Raw genomic sequence first — 17926 nt, 5'->3', positions numbered from 1 at the left:
TCCGCTGCCACACCCGCGTGACGAGCTGACCGGTCTCCCTGCGGCGGTCAACGCCGTCTGGCCGCGGTTTCGCAGGCCTGCGTGGTGCACCTGATCCGCCCCTCGATCCGCTACGTGTCCGGAAAGGACCGCAAGGCGACGACCGCCCAACTACGGCCGATCGACATCGCACCCACGCGCAGGCCGCCGAGCTGGCCACGGCCGCGTTCAAGGTCGCCTGGGGCACACGCGCGGCCGGGTCGGTGCAGGCGTGAGAGCTGGCTGAAGAGGAGTCAACCCAGCTCCCGGCCTTTCCCGCGAAGATCCGCTACACCGCGCACTTGATCGAGCTGATCAACTTCCAGCTCGGGAAGGTGACCAAGGCCCGCGGCTCGTCCCCACCGACGAGGCCGCATCGAAGATCCTCTACCTGGCCCTGCGCAACATCGGCGACCAGCGAGGGAGTGAAGCCGGCACCCGCACCCACGGCTGGACAACAGCCCTCAACGCCTCCACCCTGCAGTTCCCCGATCGGCTCCCCATTTGAGGACGCGCCAACCGATTAAGATCGGCCACACCCGCTTACACAGAAGAATCGCCAGGCCCGAGACCAAGCCCAGCCGCACGAGGTGCACGGCAAGCAAAACGGCCACTGCGACCCGCCCTCATAAGAGGACCGAGCCGCAGTGGCCGTTCAACGGGCGATGGCCGACCTGACCACCACACTGCAAACCGCTCCACCAGGATCCGCGCCTTGGCCTGCATTCAGCGAAGGGCTTCGCTGTCCACCTACTAGCAAGGCCTTTCCTCTTGGGAGCCGCAGCGAAGATCTATCTTGATTAGCCCCTGCCCTCCGAGTAGGCCAAACCACGAGTGTCCACACGCTCATTACAGAAGGCGTAGCTCCGCCCCCCGTAGGTTGGCATCCAGGGACCATACTTCTTGTAGAGCGATCCGTAGTGGTAGCAGTTGATCACCACACGACCCTCGCCAGTTCCACCGTTGAACACAGCGTAAGCCCCGACGTATCCATCTACATTAGCGTTGTAGACGTTGCGATAGGTTGGTTGAGCCTGCGCAGTCATTGGACTCGCCACCATGCTCACCAGCACTACGGCCACAACCATCATCGTTCGACGCACGATAACCCCCAGGGATTTTCCCGCTCGTGGACTGCGCTACCGAAGCTTGCCTTCAGACGACTAAGTAGCGTGGCTAGAGGCTAACCAGTCCCCCGAGAAGGGGTCAAGCACCATCGATGGATTTTCGCCGCCCAGAGCCAGGTAGAACTCTCTTAACGACTACCAGCCGCGATTCAGTGTCCGAAGGGGTGTCGTTCACTAGGGCGTCTGTCTCAAGAACGAGTCCAGGCGGGCATGGCGGCCAGGGCGACGGCGCCAAGGTAGATGGGTGCGTGCCTGTTGTATCGACGGCCAGTCCGCGCCACTGCTGAGCAGGGCCCATGCCCCCCTCCCCCGCGACGTTGCGTCTCCTGTAGTCGCGATCAAAACTGACCGGCCGTCCGCCCTGATTGCCACAGCGGGCACGGTGGCCTTGCTGGTCGCGGGGTTCAGGGAGGACCCCGGTAACCCGACAGGCACGCTGGTGCGCTCGGGACTGCCCTGGGTTCGGTTGACTCCTTACCTATGAGGCCTCGGCCTCGCTGGAAGCGAGCCTCGGTCACGCTGGAAGGATCAGCATCGTGCCCAAGCCGTTCCCCGAGGAGTTCCGACGGGACGTGATCGCGGTGGCCCGACAGGGCGACCAGCCGATCGCGCAGGTCGCCTGGAGTTCAAAATCTCTGAGTCCTGCCTGCAACGGTGGCTGAAGATCGCCGACCGCGAGGACGGCCTCACCACTAGGACGTCCCCGTCGACCGGCTCAAGCGCCGGGGGCGATTTGGAGGCCAAGAACTGGGAGCTGCGCAAGCGCGCCAAACAGCTGGAGTAGGAGAACCAAATCCTACGCCGCGCGATCGCCTACTTCGCCCGCGACGTGCTCCCACGATGAGGTACACGCTGGTCCAAGACCTCGCCGCTGACAAGATCCCCGTCGCGGTGACCTGCCGGGTGCTCGGGTTCTCCAAGCAAGCCTTCGACAAGTGGCGGGCCGCTCCGGTCAGCCAACGCGACTGGGATGACGCGCACCTGATCAACGCCGCGATCGACATCCTCCACGACGACCCCGGCTTCGCCTACCGGTTCATCGCCGACGAACTCGCCAACCAAAGCCTGCGAGCCTCCCGCAACCGGGTCAACCGGCTGTGCCCCTCCCAGCGACTGTGGTCGGTGCAATCGCACACGCGCGGGCAAGACCGCAACCCGGCCCGCCGGTCCGCGACGACCTGGTCGAGCGCAACTTCACCGCCGAAGCATCCAACCACCTGTGGCCGACCGACATCGCCGAATACCTCACCGCCGAGGGGGCCACCTCTGCGCGAGCAAGGACGCCTGCTCCAAGCGCATCGTCGGCTACTTCATCGGCGCCCGGATGACCTCGGAGCTCGCGGTCAACGCGCTGGCCAACGCACTCGCTCTGCGCGGCGCCGTCGACACGACCCGCGGGGCCCTCCAGACCCCACTCCTCACGACTACCCATCGCATCGCGGCCACGTGCCGATCCCGACCGGCGTTGAGCCGCACCGTCGCTTGATCGCAGGACCCTCCGGGCCCCACTCATGACCACCCCTGGTCCCCGCGCTGGGTGCACAGCCCCCGCGGCCGCGGGCCGGACGCTCGATCAATACGGTGGCGCTGTGACCGGCCACATGACCCCCGAGCAGTTCCGCCAGCACGGCCACCAGGTCGTCGACTGGATCGCCGACTACTGGTCGCGCCTGCAGGACGACCCGGCCTCCTTCCCGGTCCGCTCACGGGTCTCCCCCGGCGACGTCCGCGCCTCGCTGCCCCCCGCGGCCCCCGAGCAGGGCGAGCCGTTCTCCGCGGTGCTGGGTGACCTGGACCGCGTCGTGATGCCGGGGATCACGCACTGGCAGCACCCGGGCTTCTTCGGCTACTTCCCGGCGAACACCTCCGGGCCCTCCGTGCTCGGCGACCTCGTGTCGGCCGGCCTGGGCGTGCAGGGGATGTCGTGGGTGACCAGCCCGGCGGCCACCGAGCTCGAGCAGCACGTCATGGACTGGTTCGCCGAGCTGATGGGCCTGCCGGAGTCCTTCCGGTCCACCGGCACCGGCGGCGGCGTCGTCCAGGACTCCAGCTCCGGCGTGAACCTCATCGCGCTGCTCGCCGCGCTGCACCGGGCCAGCAAGGGCGCCACGCTGCGCCACGGGGTCCGCCCCGAGGACCACACCGTCTACGTCTCCGCCCAGACGCACAGCTCGATGGAGAAGGCGGCCCGGATCGCCGGCCTGGGCACCGACGCCATCCGCATCGTCGAGGTGGACGCCGACCTGGCGATGAGCCCGCGGGCGCTGGCCCAGCGGCTGGAGCGCGACGTCGCCCGTGGGTTCACCCCCGTGCTGGTCTGCGCCACGGTCGGGACCACGTCAACCACCGCGATCGACCCGCTCGCCGAACTCGGGGCGGTGTGCCAGCGCCACGGCGTGTGGCTGCACGTCGACGCCGCCTACGCCGGGGTCAGTGCGGTCGTCCCGGAGCTGCGCGCGCTGCAGACCGGTGTCGAGTGGGCCGACAGCTACACCACCGACGCGCACAAGTGGCTGCTCACCGGGTTCGACGCGACGCTGTTCTGGGTCGCCGACCGGGCCGCGCTCACCGGGGCGCTGTCGATCCTCCCCGAGTACCTGCGCAACGCCGCGACCGACACCGGCACGGTCGTCGACTACCGCGACTGGCAGATCGAGCTCGGACGGCGGTTCCGGGCACTGAAGCTCTGGTTCGTCGTCCGCTGGTACGGCGCCGAGGGGCTGCGCGAGCACATCCGCGCGCACGTGGCACTGGCCCAGGAGCTCGCCGGCTGGGCCCGCGCGGACGACCGGTTCGACGTCGTCGCGCCGCACCCGCTGTCCCTGGTCTGCCTGCAGCCGCGGTGGCCAGCCGGTGTGGACGCCGACGTGGCGACCATGACCCTGCTGGACCGGCTCAACGACGGCGGCGAGGTCTTCCTCACCCACACCACCGTCAACGGCCGGGCCGTGCTGCGCGTGGCGATCGGCGCCCCGGCGACGACCCGCGCACACGTCGAGCGGGCGTGGGCACTGCTGTGCGAGGGCCACGACTGGCTGGCCAACGACTTCGCCGAGCAGCAGGCCGAGCAGCGCGCCCGGGAACTGGCCGAACGTCAGGAGGCCGAGCAGCGCGCCCGGGGGCAGGCAGAGCGGGCGGCCGCCGAGCGGGCCGCCCAGCAGGCCGCGGCGGAGCACTCGTCCACGGAGCCCGCGGCGGCGGAGGAGGCGACCACCGAGCAGGCTGCCCAGCCGGCGGGTGACGAGCCGGTCACGGGCGCGCCGGAGCAGGCCACGGGCGGACAGCCGGCGACCGAGCCGGCCACGGCCGTCGAGGTGCCGGCCGACGAGGCGACCGCGGTCGAGACACCGGCGCCCGGCGCCCCCGACGTCGAGACGCCCGCAGCGTGGGACGAGACGGCCGCGCAGGCGACCGGCCAGACCGACCTCCCGACCGCGACGGACCGGCTGCCCGACTGACGCGGCCGCGCAGTCGCCGGGTCTCCGTCCGCGCGGAGGCCCCGGCGACTGCGCGACCGCAGCTCGACCGGGGGTGGGTCAGCCGAGGGAGCGGATGAGGCCCTCCTGGGCGACGGTGGCCACGTGGGTGCCGTCGGCGGCCCAGATCTGCCCGAAGCACAGCGCGCGCCCACTCGCCGCCGCAGGGCTGTCGGTCTCGTAGAGGAACCACTCGTCGGCGCGCACCGGCCGGTGGAACCACACCGCGTGGTCCAGGCTCGCGCCGACCACCGAGCCACCCCACCCGCCGCCGATCCGGGCCAGCCCGGCCGAGAGCAGGGTGAGGTCGCTGACGAAGGTGAGCGCCGCGGCGTGCACCGCGTCGTCGTCCGGCAGTCGCCCGGCCACCCGGAACCACACCCGGAACGCGGTGTCCGGGGGCAGCCGGGGAGCGGGGTCGAACGGGTCGCTGAGGTAGCGCTGCTCCACCGCCCGGCCGATCGCCTGGGACGCCTTGCCCTGCGCGGGGTGCGCCGCGGCCACCTCGGCCAGGCCGGGCAGCCCCTCGGGGCCGGGCACCTGCGGCATCGGCAGCGAGTGCTCGACCACCGGCCGCTCGCCGGCGGTGAAGTCGGCGGTCAGCGCGAAGATGGCGACGTCCTCGCCCTTGCGGGTCTGCCGCGCCACCACCCGCCGGGTGCTGAACGACCGGCCCTCGCGGATCCGGTCCACCTCGTAGCGGATCTCCTCGTGCGGGTCGCCCGGCCGCAGGAAGTAGGAGTGCAGCGAGTGCACCGCCCGGTCACCCGGCACCGTCGCGTTCGCGGCGGTCAGCGCCTGCGCCGCGACCTGACCACCGAAGATCCGCTGCAGCGGCGTGCTCGGGGTCGTGCCGACGTAGAGGTCCGGACCGCGCTCTTCCAGGTCCAGGACCAGCATCAGCTCCGCAGCCGGGGTCTCCCCCGGCTGCGCGACCCCGGCCGTCACGCCTCGGTCCCCACCTCGTGGACGCGGATCAGGTTGGTGGAGCCGGCGGTGTTCGGCGGGGAGCCGGCCACGACGACGACCTGGTCCCCCTCCTTGAGCCGGCCGATCGACAGCAGCGAGAAGTCGACCTGGGCGACCATGTCGTCGGTGTGCTCGACGGTGGGCACGATGAAGGTCTCCACGCCCCAGGACAGCGCCAGCCGGCTGCGCACCCGCGGGTCGTTGGTGAAGGCCAGGATCGGCAGCCGGGTGTGCAGCGCCGCGAGCCGCTGGGCGCTCTTGCCGGTCGAGGTGAAGGCCGCGAGCGCGGCGACGTCGAGGGCCTCGCCGATGTCCTTGGCCGCGCGCACGATCGCGCCGGGCCGGGACCCGGGCGCCCGGGTCACCGCCGGGCTGAGGATCTCGTCGGTCTCGACGGCGTCGATGATCCGCTCCATCGTCTTCACCGCGATGATCGGGAACTTGCCCACCGAGGTCTCCCCGGACAGCATCACCGCGTCCGCGCCGTCGAGGACGGCGTTGGCGACGTCGGAGGCCTCGGCGCGGGTCGGCCGGGAGTTCTCGATCATCGACTCGAGCATCTGCGTGGCCACGATGACCGGCTTGTTGTACTCCCGGGCCACCTGCACCGCGCGCTTCTGCACCAGCGGCACCTGCTCCAGCGGGAGCTCCACGCCCAGGTCACCGCGGGCGACCATGACGCCGTCGAAGGCCTCGACGATCGCCTCGAGGTTCTCGACGGCCTCCGGCTTCTCCAGCTTGGCGATCACCGGGACCTCGACGTCCTCCTGGTGCATGATCTCGCGCACCAGCTCGACGTCGCGGGCGTGCCGGACGAAGGACAGCGCGATGAAGTCCACGCCCAGGGAGAGCGCGAAGCGCAGGTCCTCGGCGTCCTTCTCCGACATCGCGGGCACGCTGACGGCGACCCCGGGCAGCGACAGGCCCTTGTTGTTCGAGACCGGCCCGCCCTCGAGCACCAGGCAGAAGACGTCCGGGCCGTCGACCTCGACGACGGTGAGGGCCAGCTTGCCGTCGTCGACGAGCAGCCGGTCGCCCACCCGGGCGTCGTTGGCGAGGTCCTTGTAGGTCGTCGAGACGCGCTCGGCGGTGCCCTCGACGTCCTCGACGGTGATGCAGACCCGGCTGCCGGTCTCCCACACGACCGGGCCGTCGGCGAACGTGCCGAGGCGGATCTTGGGGCCCTGCAGGTCGGCCAGGATGGCGACGGCGCGGCCGACCTTGTCCGAGGCCTCGCGCACGAGCCGGTAGGACTTCTCGTGGTCGGCGTGCTTGCCGTGGCTGAAGTTGAGGCGGGCGACGTCCATGCCGGCCTCGACGAGGGCGGTGATCTGCTCCAGGGAGCCGGTGGCCGGACCCAGCGTGCAGACGATCTTGGCGCGACGAGACATGAGGCAAAACTAGTCGCCCCTCGGGCGGACACAGCGGACCGGGTCCGTCGTGTCCCCCCGAGGGGCAGCAGTCGTTCCAGACGTCCTGACGTGCTGGAACGGCCCCTCCGCCCCACGGCGTGCGGTGCGCGTCGTGCGGCGGAGGGGTCCTTCGTCAGCGCAGCGGGACGGCGTCCGGGGTCACCGGGCGGGGCAGCATCGACTCGCCGGTCAGCCAGGTGTCCACGGCGGCCGCCGCGGCGCGGCCCTCGGCGATCGCCCAGACGATCAGCGACTGACCGCGCCCCATGTCCCCGGCGACGAAGACCCCGGGCACGCTGGACATGTAGTCGCCGTCCCGGGCGACCCGGCCGCGCTCGTCGACGCCGCAGCCGAGCTCCTCGACCAGCCCGGTGGTCTCCGGGCCGGTGTAGCCCAGCGCCAGCAGCACCAGGTCGGCGGGCAGCTCGCGGGTGCTGTTCGGCACCGGGACGCGCTGGCCGTCCACCAGCTCGATCTCGGTCACCTGGATGCCCCGCACGTGCCCCTGCTCGTCACCCAGGAACGCCTCGGTGTTGACGGCGAACAACCGCTCGCCGCCCTCCTCGTGGGCCGGGGAGACGCGCAGCACCATCTCGTAGGTCGGCCAGGGGTTGTCCTGCGGTCGGGTGCCGGCCGGCGCCGGCTTGTAGTCCAGCTGGGCCACGCTCGCCGCGCCCTGCCGGTGGGCGGTGCCCAGGCAGTCCGCGCCGGTGTCGCCGCCACCGATGATCACGACGTGCTTGCCCTTGGCCGACAGCGGCGGGTCGTCGAGCTCGCCGAGCGCCTCCCGGTTGCCGAAGGGCAGGTACTCCATGGCGAAGTGCACGCCTTGCAGGTCCCGGCCGGGCAGCGGCAGGTCGCGGGCGACCGGGGTGCCGATGGCCAGGACGACGGCGTCGTGGTCGGCCCGCAGCGCCTCGACCGACAGCGCGCCCTCCCCGGAGCCCCCGACGTGGACGTCGGTGACGAACCGGGTGCCCTCGGCGCGCATCTGGTCCAGCCGCCGGTCCAGGTGGCGCTTCTCCATCTTGAACTCGGGGATGCCGTAGCGGATGAGGCCGCCGATCCGGTCGTCCCGCTCGTAGACGGTGACCTCGTGGCCGGCCCGGGTCAGCTGCTGGGCAGCGGCCAGCCCGGCCGGCCCCGAGCCGATGACGGCGACCTTCTTGCCGGTGAGCTCCGCCGGCGGCTGCGGGGTGACCCAGCCGTTGACGAACGCCTGGTCGATGATCTCCCACTCGATCTGCTTGATCGTGACGGGTGAGTTCTCCAGGTTGAGCACGCAGGCGGACTCGCACGGCGCCGGGCAGAGCTTCCCGGTGAACTCCGGGAAGTTGTTGGTCGCGTGCAGCCGCTCGATCGCCTCCTGCCAGTCGTCCCGGCGGGCGAGGTCGTTCCACTCCGGGATCAGGTTGCCCAGCGGGCAGCCGTGGTGACAGAACGGGATGCCGCAGTCCATGCAGCGCGCGGCCTGCTCCCGCACCGCGGCCACCGGGAAGACGGCGTCCTCGCCGGTGTCGCGGGTCAGGTAGACCTCACGCCAGTCCAGCAGCCGGAGGTCCACCGGCCGCCGCGGCGGCATCTGCCGGTCGTACTTGAGGAAACCGGTCTGATCAACCACGTGCCGCCTCCATGACAGCTCGGTCCACGTCGTGCCCGGCGGCCTCGGCGGCCCGCCGGGCCTCCATCGCCCGCCGGTAGTCCCGCGGCATGACCACGCTGATCCGGCCGGACCACCGTCCCCAGTCGGCCAGCAGGCTGGTGGCCACCGAGGAGTCGGTGGCCTCCCGGTAGCGCTGCAGCACGTCGCGCAGCCACTGCGAGCCGTGCACGTCCAGCTCCTCGACGTCCACCATCTCGGTGTTCACCCGGTGCTTGGCCAGGTCGAGGACGTACCCGATGCCACCGGACATGCCGGCGGCGATGTTGCGCCCCGTCGGCCCGAGGATGATGGCGGTGCCACCGGTCATGTACTCCAGCGCGTGGTCACCCACGCCCTCGACGACAGCGAGGGCGCCGGAGTTGCGGACGCAGAACCGCTCCCCCACCCGGCCGCGCAGGAACAGCTCGCCGCCGGTCGCGCCGTAGCCGATCACGTTGCCGGCGATGACGTTGTCCTCGGCGGCGAAGCTCGCCTCCGGCGCCGGGCGGACGATGATCCGGCCGCCGGAGAGGCCCTTGCCGACGTAGTCGTTGGCGTCGCCCACTAGGGTCATCGTGATCCCGCGCGGCAGGAAGGCGCCGAAGGACTGACCCGCCGACCCGGTGAAGGTCAGGTCGATCGTGCCGTCGGGCAGGCCCTCGCCGCCGAAGCGGCGGGTGACCATCGACCCGAGCATCGTGCCGACCGTGCGGTTGACGTTGCGCACCGGCAGCTCCAGGTGCACGGGGCGGGCGTCGAGCAGCGCACCCTCGCAGAGCTGGATCAGCGTCTGGTCCAGGGCGACGTCCAGGCCGTGGTCCTGGTCGCGGACCTTGCGCCGCGGGGTGCCCTCGGGCAGGTCGGGCACGGCGAGGATCGGCTGCAGGTCCAGCCCGCGGGCCTTCCAGTGGTCGATCGCCGGCGCCACGTCGAGCAGCTCGGCGTGGCCGACCGCCTCGTCGATGGAGCGGAAGCCCAGCTGGGCCAGGTACTCCCGCACCTGCTCGGCGAGGAACTCGAAGAAGGTGACGACGAACTCGGGCTTGCCGGTGAACCGCTTGCGCAGCTCCGGGTTCTGCGTCGCCACGCCCACCGGGCAGGTGTCCAGGTGGCAGACGCGCATCATCACGCAGCCCTCGACCACCAGCGGCGCGGTGGCGAAGCCGAACTCCTCGGCGCCCAGCAGCGCGGCCACGATCACGTCCCGGCCGGTCTTCATCTGGCCGTCGACCTGCACCACGATCCGGTCCCGCAGCCCGTTGGCCAGCAGCGTCTGCTGGGTCTCGGCCAGGCCGATCTCCCACGGCGTGCCGGCGTGCTTGAGCGAGGTCAGCGGTGCCGCGCCGGTGCCGCCGTCGAAGCCGGAGACCAGGACGACGTCGGCCTTGGCCTTGCTGACCCCGGCGGCCACGGTGCCGATGCCGGACTCGGCGACCAGCTTGACGTGCACCCGCGCCTCGTCGTTGGCGTTCTTGAGGTCGTGGATGAGCTGCTTGAGGTCCTCGATGGAGTAGATGTCGTGGTGCGGCGGCGGGCTGATCAGGCCGACGCCGGGAGTGGAGTGCCGGGTGCGGGCCACCCACGGGTAGACCTTGCTGCCGGGCAGCTGGCCGCCCTCGCCGGGCTTCGCGCCCTGCGCCATCTTGATCTGGATGTCGTCGGCGTTGACCAGGTACTCGCTGGTGACGCCGAAGCGCCCGCTGGCGACCTGCTTGATCGAGCTGCGGCGCAGGTCGCCGTTGGCGTCGGGGGTGAACCGGTCGGGGTCCTCGCCGCCCTCGCCGGTGTTCGAGCGCCCACCGAGCCGGTTCATCGCGATCGCGAGGGTCTCGTGCGCCTCCGCGGAGATGGAGCCGTAGCTCATCGCGCCGGTCTGGAAGCGCTTGACGATCTCGCTGACCGGCTCGACCTCCTCCAGCGGCACGGCGGGGCGGGCACCGGTCTTCAGGGTGAACAGGCCGCGCAGCGTCGCCGCCTCGGCCGACAGCCCGTCGACGGTGTCGGTGTACCGCTGGAAGACGTCGTACTGCCGCGACCGGGTGGCGTGCTGGAGCAGGAACACCGTCTCGGGGTTGAACAGGTGCACCTCGCCCTCGCGGCGCCACTGGTACTCCCCGCCGGTCTCCAGCCGCCGGTGCGCGGTCTCCGTCGGGTTGCTCGGGTAGGCGCGGCGGTGCCGCATGGCCACCTCTTCGGCGAGCACGTCCAGCCCGACGCCGTCCAGCGTGGCCGGCGTCCCGGTGAAGTACTCGTCGACGACGGCCTTGGACAGCCCGACGGTCTCGAAGATCTGCGCCATCGTGTACGAGCCGACGGTGCTGATGCCCATCTTGCTCATCACCTTGAGCACGCCCTTGCCCATGGCCTTGACCAGGTTGCGGACGGCGTGGGCCGGCTGCACGCCGGTGAGCGTGCCGGTGCGGATCAGGTCCTCGACGCTCTCGAAGGCCAGGTAGGGGTTCACCGCGGCCGCGCCGTAGCCCAGCAGCAGCGCGACGTGGTGCACCTCGCGGCAGTCGCCGGACTCGACGACCAGGCCGACCTCCATCCGGGTGCGCTCGCGCACCAGGTGGTGGTGGACCGCGGCGGTCATCAGCAGCGACGGGATCGGCGCGCGCTTCTCGTCGCAGTCGCGGTCGGACAGCACGATGACCCGGGCGCCGGCGGCGATCGCCTTGCTCACCTTGGTGCGCAGGTCGGTGATGGCCTGGGTCAGGGCCGGGCCGCCGCCGTTGACGTCGAAGTGACCGGTGATCCGCACCGCGGCGAAGCCCGGCAGGTCGCCGTCGTCGTCGATGTGCAGGATCTTGGCCAGCTCGTCGTTGTCGATCACCGGGTAGGGCAGGAACACCTGCCGGCAGGAGGCCGGGGTGGCGTCCAGCAGGTTCTGCTCGGGCCCGAAGGTGCGGCCCAGGCTGGTCACCAGCTCCTCGCGGATGGCGTCCAGCGGCGGGTTGGTGACCTGGGCGAACAGCTGGGTGAAGTAGTCGTAGAGCTGGCGCGAACGGTCCGACAGCGAGGCGATCGGGGTGTCGGTGCCCATCGAGCCGATCGGCTCGGCACCGCTGGCCGCCATCGGCTGGACCAGGACGCGCAGCTCCTCCTCGGTGTAGCCGAACAGCTGCTGCCGGCGCACCACGGACTCGTGGCTGGGCCGGGAGCGGCGCCGCTCGGGCAGCGAGGGCAGGTGCACCAGGCCGGCGTGCAGCCAGTCGTCGTAGGGCTGCTCGGCGGCCAGGGCCCCCTTGACGTCCTCGTCGGAGACGATCGCTCCGGCGGCGGTGTCGACCAGGAACATGCGGCCCGGCTGCAGCCGGCCCTTGGCCACGACGTCACCGGCCGGGATGTCCAGGACGCCGGCCTCGCTGGCCAGCACGACCAGGTCGTCCTTGGTGCGCCACCAGCGGCCGGGGCGCAGGCCGTTGCGGTCCAGGACGGCGCCGATCAGCGTGCCGTCGGTGAAGGCGACGCAGGCCGGGCCGTCCCAGGGCTCCATGATCGAGGAGTGGAACCGGTAGAAGGCGCGGCGGGCCGCGTCCATCTCGTCGTGGTTCTCCCACGCCTCCGGGATCATCATCAGCACCGCGTGCGGCAGTGACCGGCCGGACAGGTGGATCAGCTCGAGCACCTCGTCGAAGGTGGCCGAGTCGCTGAAGTCGCTGGCGGTGACCGGGAAGATCCGCTCCAGCCCGAGCTCGCTGGCCGGGCCGGCCGGCCCGTCGAACAGCCCGGTCTCCAGCTTCGCCTCGCGGGCGCGCATCCGGTTGCGGTTGCCCTTGATGGTGTTGATCTCACCGTTGTGGGCGATGAACCGGAACGGGTGGGCCAGCGGCCAGCTCGGGAACGTGTTGGTGGAGAACCGGCTGTGCACCAGCGCGATCGCCGACTCGTAGCGCTCGTCCTGCAGGTCGGGGAAGAACGCCGGCAGCTGGTCGGTGGTCAGCATGCCCTTGTAGGTGATCGTGCGGGAGGACAGCGAGGCGATGTAGCAGCTGGTCCCGGCGTCCCGGGCCGCGCGCTCGACCCGCTTGCGCAGCACGAAGGAGCGCCGCTCCAGCCGGGTCACCCCGTGCGGGGCCGCGGTGCCGCCGAAGGCCTTCGCGTCGGCCCGCGCACCGATCGTCTCGGCGACGAACAGCTGGGCGAAGTGCGGCATGACCGCCCGCGCCGTCGGGCCGAGGTCCGCACCGTCGGGGTCGACCGGCAGCTCGCGCCAGCCCAGGACGGTCAGGCCCTCCTCGGCGGCCAGCCCGGCGACGGCGTCGACGACGGAGGCCCGCTCGGCCTCGTCGGCCGGGAGGAACGCGATGCCCACGGCGTACTCGCCCAGCGGCGGCAGGTCGAAGTCGACGCTGCCCCGCAGCAGGGCGTCGGGGACCTGGGTGAGGATGCCCGCCCCGTCCCCGGAGTTCGGCTCGGAGCCGGCAGCGCCCCGGTGGTCGAGGTTGTGCAGCGCGGTGAGGCCGGCGGCCACGATCGACCGGGAGCGGCGTCCCTGCGCGTCGGCGACGAAGGCGACGCCGCAGGCGTCGTGCTCGCGGGCCGGGTCGTAGAGGCCGGTGGCGGCCGGGAGGGCGGAGAACGGGACGGCGGTGCCCGGCGCGGCCGAGGAGGACCGGGCCCCGTCGGACTGGGCCTCAGCGGACTGGGGCAGGGCGCGGGCGGCGAGGTCAGACATGTCACTCCCGTCGTCGGCTGGCCGCGGCGCCGGCCGCCGGAGCGGTGGCGCTGGTGCGGGGGGTCACGCAGACCCCGCCGGGTCGTGTCGAAGCGGGTGGGGCGGTGCGGGGAGGACCGGTGCGGTCCGACGGGTGGGGCAACGGGGCCGGCGGGACACGGTACGTCGAGCCTGCCCTGGTACCCGCGCGCCCGCGGGGTGTGTGTCCGCGGGGGTGGTCGTGCGCGGGGCAGCGCTGGCCCGGTTCCGACGTCGCCGGCCGGCCCAGGATCACTGGTCGGCCGACGACGAGCGTACACAGCAACGACACCTGAGCGACATGTCTGCCAGGTCTCACCCTGGTGACGACGCGAGGACGTCGCCGGGTGGCGCCGGCCGCCGGCTGGGCTCGCCTGCCGGTGGTCAGCCCGCCGGCGGCGTCGTGCCCGGGCGGCGGTCCCCCGGGCCCTCGCCGGGCTCCCCCGCCCGGTCGGCCGGGGTCACCGCGCCCTCACCGGCGGGACCACCCTCGGCCGGGGCGGCGGCGACCGTGGCGCCACCCTCGGCGGGCTGTCCCTTCGCGGCGGCCAGGTCGGCGCCGCGGGTGATGACCTCCCGCGGGCGGCCACGCTGGGCGAACAGGTAGGCCACCGCCAGCAGCCCTACGACGATCGAGGTGAAGACGTTGAGCCGGATGCCGAAGAACTGCTCGGCGGTGTCGATCCGCAACGCCTCGATCCACACCCGGCCGGCACAGTAGGCGGCCACGTAGAGCGCGAACGCCCGCCCGTGGGAGAGCCGGAACCGGCGGTCGGCCCAGATGACCAGCAGCGCCACCCCGACGTTCCACAGCAGCTCGTAGAGGAACGTCGGGTGGAAGGTGCCCAGCACCAGGGCGGCACCGTCGGGGCCGGTCAGTGCCCGCCCGGCCGAGGGGTCCCACCGGTGGATGGTGAGTGCCCACGGCAGGTCGGTGGGCCCGCCGTACAGCTCGTTGTTCCACCAGTTGCCCAGCCGGCCGATCGCCTGGGCCAGCACGATGCCCGGCGCCAGCGCATCGGCCCACGCCGGCAACGGGATGCCGCGCTGCCGGCAGCCGATCCACGCGCCCAGGGCGCCGAGGGCGATGGCGCCCCAGATGCCCAGGCCGCCGTCCCAGATGGCGAAGGCCCGCAGCGGGTCCCCGCCCTCGCCGAAGTAGGGCTCGGGCGTGGTGAGCACGTGGTAGATGCGGCCACCGACGATGCCGAAGGGCACCGCCCAGACCGCGACGTCCAGCACGTCGCCGGGGGCTCCCCCGCGGGCGACCCAGCGGCGTTCGCCGAGCCAGGCGGCGGCCACGATGCCGGCGATGATGCACAGCGCGTACGCGCGCAGCGGGAACGGCCCGATCTCCCAGACGGCCTGGGTCGGGCTGGGGATCGCAGCGAGCACGGTCATGTCCGCACCTTCGCACGGCGGACGCCTTCGGCGAGCTCACGGGACAGGACACGCACGCCGTCGGGGCCCCGGTCCTCCAGCAGGGTGCGCACGTAGGCCGAGCCGACGATGACCCCGTCGGCGAAGCCGGCCACCTCGGCGGCCTGGTCGCCGTCGGAGACGCCCAGCCCGACGCAGACCGGCAGGTCGCCGGCGACCGCCCGGGTCCGGGCGACCAGCCGCTCGGCGGCGTCGCCCACCGTGGCCCGGGTGCCGGTGACGCCCATCGTGGAGGCCGCGTAGACGAAGCCCCGGCAGGCGGCGACGGTGCTGGCCAGCCGGGCGTCGGTGGACGACGGCGCGACCAGGAACACCCGGTCCAGGCCGGTGCGGTCGCTGGCGGCCAGCCAGGCGCCGGCCTCGTCCGGGATCAGGTCGGGGGTGATCATCCCGGCGCCGCCGGCCGCGGCCAGGTCCTCGGCGAACCGGTCGACCCCGTAGCGCTCGATCGGGTTCCAGTAGCTCATCACCACCGGCACCGCCCCGGCCTCGGCGACCGCGCTCACCGCGCGCAGCACGTCGGGCAGCCCGACCCCGGCCCGGACGGCGACGTCCACCGCCTCCTGGATGACCGGACCGTCCATGCCCGGGTCGGAGTAGGGCACGCCGACCTCGACCACATCGGCGCCGCCCTCGACGGCGGCGACCATCGCCGCGATCGAGGTGTCCACGTCGGGGTACCCGACGGGGAGGTAGGCGACCAGCGCGGCCCGGCCCTCGGCCCGCGCGGCGACGATCCGGTCCTGCAGCGCGCTCACGAGTCCTCCTCGCCGGCGCTCGTCGGCCGCGTTCGCGGAGCTGCTGCGTCCATCAGTTTGCTCGCACGCTCGCTCACTGCTGCTCCCCCGCGTCCTGGCCGGCGACGGCCTCGTCGTTGGTGACCGCGCCCTCGGTGGCGTGCTGGTCCTCGTCCAGCCCCGGGCCCGGCTCGGCGCCGCGGCCGGCCTCGACGGCCCGCTCGTCGCCGTCGGTGGGCGCGGTCCGGTCCCCCAGCCCGAACCAGGCACTGGCGGTCTCGACGTCCTTGTCGCCGCGCCCGGAGAGGTTGACCAGCAGGACGGCGTCCGGCCCGAGCTCCTGGCCGACCTGCATGGCCCCGGCCAGTGCGTGGGCGGACTCGATCGCCGGGATGATGCCCTCGGTGCGGCAGAGCAGCGCGAAGGCCTCCATCGCCTGCGCGTCGGTGACCGGCCGGTACTCAGCCCGCCCGATGTCGTGCAGGAAGGAGTGCTCGGGGCCGACGCCCGGGTAGTCCAGGCCGGCGGAGATCGAGTGCGACTCGATGGTCTGCCCGTTGACGTCCTGCAGCAGGTAGGACCGCGCGCCGTGCAGCACGCCGGGGTCACCGCCGGTGATGGTGGCCGCGTGCCGGCCGGTCTCCACGCCGTCGCCGCCGGCCTCCAGGCCGATCAGCCGCACCCCGCCGTCGGGGACGAAGGCGGTGAAGATGCCGATCGCGTTGGACCCACCACCCACGCAGGCCAGGACGACGTCGGGCAGCCGGCCCTCGCGCTCGAGGAGCTGGGCCCGGGCCTCGTCGCCGATCACCCGCTGGAAGTCGCGGACCATCGCCGGGAACGGGTGCGGGCCGGCGACGGTGCCGAAGACGTAGTTGGTGGTCTCGACGTTGGTGACCCAGTCGCGGAACGCCTCGTTGATCGCGTCCTTCAGCGTCCGGGACCCGGTCGTGACCGGGATGACCTCGGCGCCCAGCAGCCGCATGCGGGCGACGTTGAGCGCCTGGCGGCGGGTGTCCTCCTCGCCCATGTAGACGGTGCAGGACAGCCCCATCAGCGCGGCCGCGGTCGCGGTGGCCACGCCGTGCTGGCCGGCGCCGGTCTCGGCGATGACCCGCTGCTTGCCGATCCGCTTGGTCAGCAGCGCCTGACCCAGCACGTTGTTGATCTTGTGTGAGCCGGTGTGGTTGAGGTCCTCACGCTTGAGCAGCACCCGGGCGCCGCCGCAGTGCTCGGCGAACTTGGGCACCTCGGTGACCGGGCTGGGACGACCGGTGTAGTCGCGCTGCAGCCGGGCGAACTCCTGGACGAACTCGGGGTCGACCCGCATCGCCTCGTAGGCGGCGGTGAGCTCGTCGAGCGCGGCGATCAGCGCCTCGGGCACGAACCGGCCGCCGTAGACACCGAAGTGCCCGGTGGCGTCGGGCCACTGCGCAGGCGCCGTGGCGTCGGGGACGTCAGGGGCCGGTGCGTGCGCGGAGAGGGTCATGCCCTCCAGCGTAGGGACCCCGCCACCCCCGGCCCTCCTGCAGGGCCTGCCGACAGCGGGGTCGGAAGGTCCGCGTCAGCGGGAGGCGCGCGGGGTGGCCGGGTGCGAGCCGGCGGTGACCAGGTCGGCGACGGCCTGGCGCGGGTCGCCGGCGGTGACCAGCCCCTCGCCGACCAGCACCGCGTCGGCACCGGCGCCGGCGTAGCTGATCAGGTCGTGTGGTCCACGGACGCCGGACTCGGCGATCTTGACCACCTCGCTGGGCAGGCCAGGGGCGATCCGCTCGAACGTGGAGCGGTCAACCGACAGCGTGGTCAGGTCGCGGGCGTTGACGCCGATCACCGTGGCGCCTGCGGTCAGTGCACGGTCGGCCTCGGCCTCGCTGTGCACCTCGACCAGGGCGGTCATGCCCAGCGACTCGACCCGCTCCAGCAGGCCGGTCAGCACCGGCTGGTCCAGCGCCGCCACGATCAGCAGGACGACGTCGGCCCCGTGCGCCCTGGCCTCGTGCACCTGGTAGCTGCTGACCACGAAGTCCTTGCACAGCACCGGGACGTCGACCGCGGCGCGGACCGCGGCCAGGTCGGCGTGCGAGCCGCCGAACCGGCGCCCCTCGGTCAGCACGCTGATCACCCGGGCACCACCGGCGGCGTACTGCACGGCCAGTGCGGCCGGGTCGGCGATGTCGGCCAGCGCGCCCTTGCTGGGGCTGCGCCGCTTGACCTCGGCGATCACCCCCACGCCGGGGGCGCGCAGCGCGGCCTGGGCGTCCAGGGCCGGCCGGGCGTCGCGGGCCGCGGCCTGCACCTCGCTCAGCGGGGTGGCGGCCTGCCGGGCAGCGACGTCCTCACGGACGCCGGCGACGATGTCGTCGAGGACGCTCACGACCCCTCCTCGGACCCCTCAGCATGTGGCACCGG

Annotated in this window: 10 protein-coding genes and 1 pseudogene; 3 read left to right on the top strand and 8 right to left on the bottom strand. The window is 72.5% G+C overall.

Annotated features, from left to right (window positions below; translation table 11 throughout):
* Positions 1 to 19 precede the first annotated feature (19 nt).
* From HLA93_RS22505 to HLA93_RS06890, 3 genes and pseudogenes are all read left to right on the top strand, one after another.
* Positions 20 to 526: pseudogene (locus HLA93_RS22505) on the top strand (transposase); the annotation flags it as partial.
* Between the two features lie 1155 nt (positions 527 to 1681).
* Entirely contained in the window at positions 1682 to 1807 is a 126-nt protein-coding gene (locus tag HLA93_RS22500) for a hypothetical protein (RefSeq protein ID WP_439957961.1), read from the top strand.
* 927 nt (positions 1808 to 2734) lie between these two features.
* Positions 2735 to 4603 (top strand): aminotransferase class V-fold PLP-dependent enzyme, encoded by a 1869-nt coding sequence (locus tag HLA93_RS06890; protein ID WP_308127985.1) that lies wholly within the window; start codon positions 2735 to 2737, stop codon positions 4601 to 4603.
* Between the two features lie 78 nt (positions 4604 to 4681).
* Here the strand turns inward: HLA93_RS06890 and HLA93_RS06885 are convergent, their stop codons facing one another.
* The 8 genes from HLA93_RS06885 to trpC form a co-directional block, all read right to left on the bottom strand.
* Positions 4682 to 5569 (bottom strand): acyl-CoA thioesterase, encoded by an 888-nt coding sequence (locus tag HLA93_RS06885; RefSeq protein ID WP_308127984.1) that lies wholly within the window; start codon positions 5567 to 5569, stop codon positions 4682 to 4684.
* Positions 5566 to 6981 carry a pyruvate kinase gene (gene pyk / locus HLA93_RS06880; protein WP_222193606.1) on the bottom strand — a complete coding sequence of 472 codons (1416 nt, stop codon included), beginning with the start codon at positions 6979 to 6981 and terminating at the stop codon, positions 5566 to 5568. The genes HLA93_RS06885 and pyk overlap by 4 nt, the downstream gene beginning before the upstream one ends.
* 154 nt (positions 6982 to 7135) lie before the next feature.
* Complete coding sequence (locus HLA93_RS06875; RefSeq protein WP_222193605.1) at positions 7136 to 8623, bottom strand: glutamate synthase subunit beta; 1488 nt, start codon at positions 8621 to 8623, stop codon at positions 7136 to 7138.
* The gene (gene gltB / locus HLA93_RS06870; protein WP_222193604.1) at positions 8616 to 13322 is read right to left on the bottom strand and encodes a glutamate synthase large subunit; all 4707 of its coding nucleotides are present in this window, start codon (positions 13320 to 13322) and stop codon (positions 8616 to 8618) included. The genes HLA93_RS06875 and gltB overlap by 8 nt, the downstream gene beginning before the upstream one ends.
* Before the next feature lie 402 nt (positions 13323 to 13724).
* Positions 13725 to 14741: a prolipoprotein diacylglyceryl transferase gene (gene lgt / locus HLA93_RS06865; protein WP_222193603.1), complete on the bottom strand. Its 1017-nt coding sequence runs from the start codon at positions 14739 to 14741 to the stop codon at positions 13725 to 13727.
* The gene (gene trpA / locus HLA93_RS06860) at positions 14738 to 15538 is read right to left on the bottom strand and encodes a tryptophan synthase subunit alpha (protein ID WP_222193602.1); all 801 of its coding nucleotides are present in this window, start codon (positions 15536 to 15538) and stop codon (positions 14738 to 14740) included. The genes lgt and trpA overlap by 4 nt, the downstream gene beginning before the upstream one ends.
* 73 nt (positions 15539 to 15611) lie before the next feature.
* Positions 15612 to 17006: a tryptophan synthase subunit beta gene (trpB, locus tag HLA93_RS06855; protein WP_222193601.1), complete on the bottom strand. Its 1395-nt coding sequence runs from the start codon at positions 17004 to 17006 to the stop codon at positions 15612 to 15614.
* 75 nt (positions 17007 to 17081) lie between these two features.
* Complete coding sequence (gene trpC / locus HLA93_RS06850) at positions 17082 to 17891, bottom strand: indole-3-glycerol phosphate synthase TrpC (protein WP_222193600.1); 810 nt, start codon at positions 17889 to 17891, stop codon at positions 17082 to 17084.
* Positions 17892 to 17926: the final 35 nt, after the last annotated feature.

It is taken from the genome of Modestobacter italicus (assembly GCF_019799965.1).
Classification (GTDB): Bacteria; Actinomycetota; Actinomycetes; order Mycobacteriales; family Geodermatophilaceae; genus Modestobacter; species Modestobacter italicus_A.
The sequence above is the reverse complement of the archived record's forward strand: the minus strand, read 5'-3'. Positions and strand labels throughout refer to the sequence as shown.

Excerpts from the sequence above, each read along its gene's own strand:
- lgt (WP_222193603.1), bottom strand. The coding sequence starts at position 14,741 with ATGACCGTGCTCGCTGCGATCCCCAGCCCGACCCAGGCCGTCTGGGAG.
- gltB (WP_222193604.1), bottom strand. The coding sequence starts at position 13,322 with ATGTCTGACCTCGCCGCCCGCGCCCTGCCCCAGTCCGCTGAGGCCCAG.
- pyk (WP_222193606.1), bottom strand. The coding sequence starts at position 6,981 with ATGTCTCGTCGCGCCAAGATCGTCTGCACGCTGGGTCCGGCCACCGGC.
- trpB (WP_222193601.1), bottom strand. The coding sequence starts at position 17,006 with ATGACCCTCTCCGCGCACGCACCGGCCCCTGACGTCCCCGACGCCACG.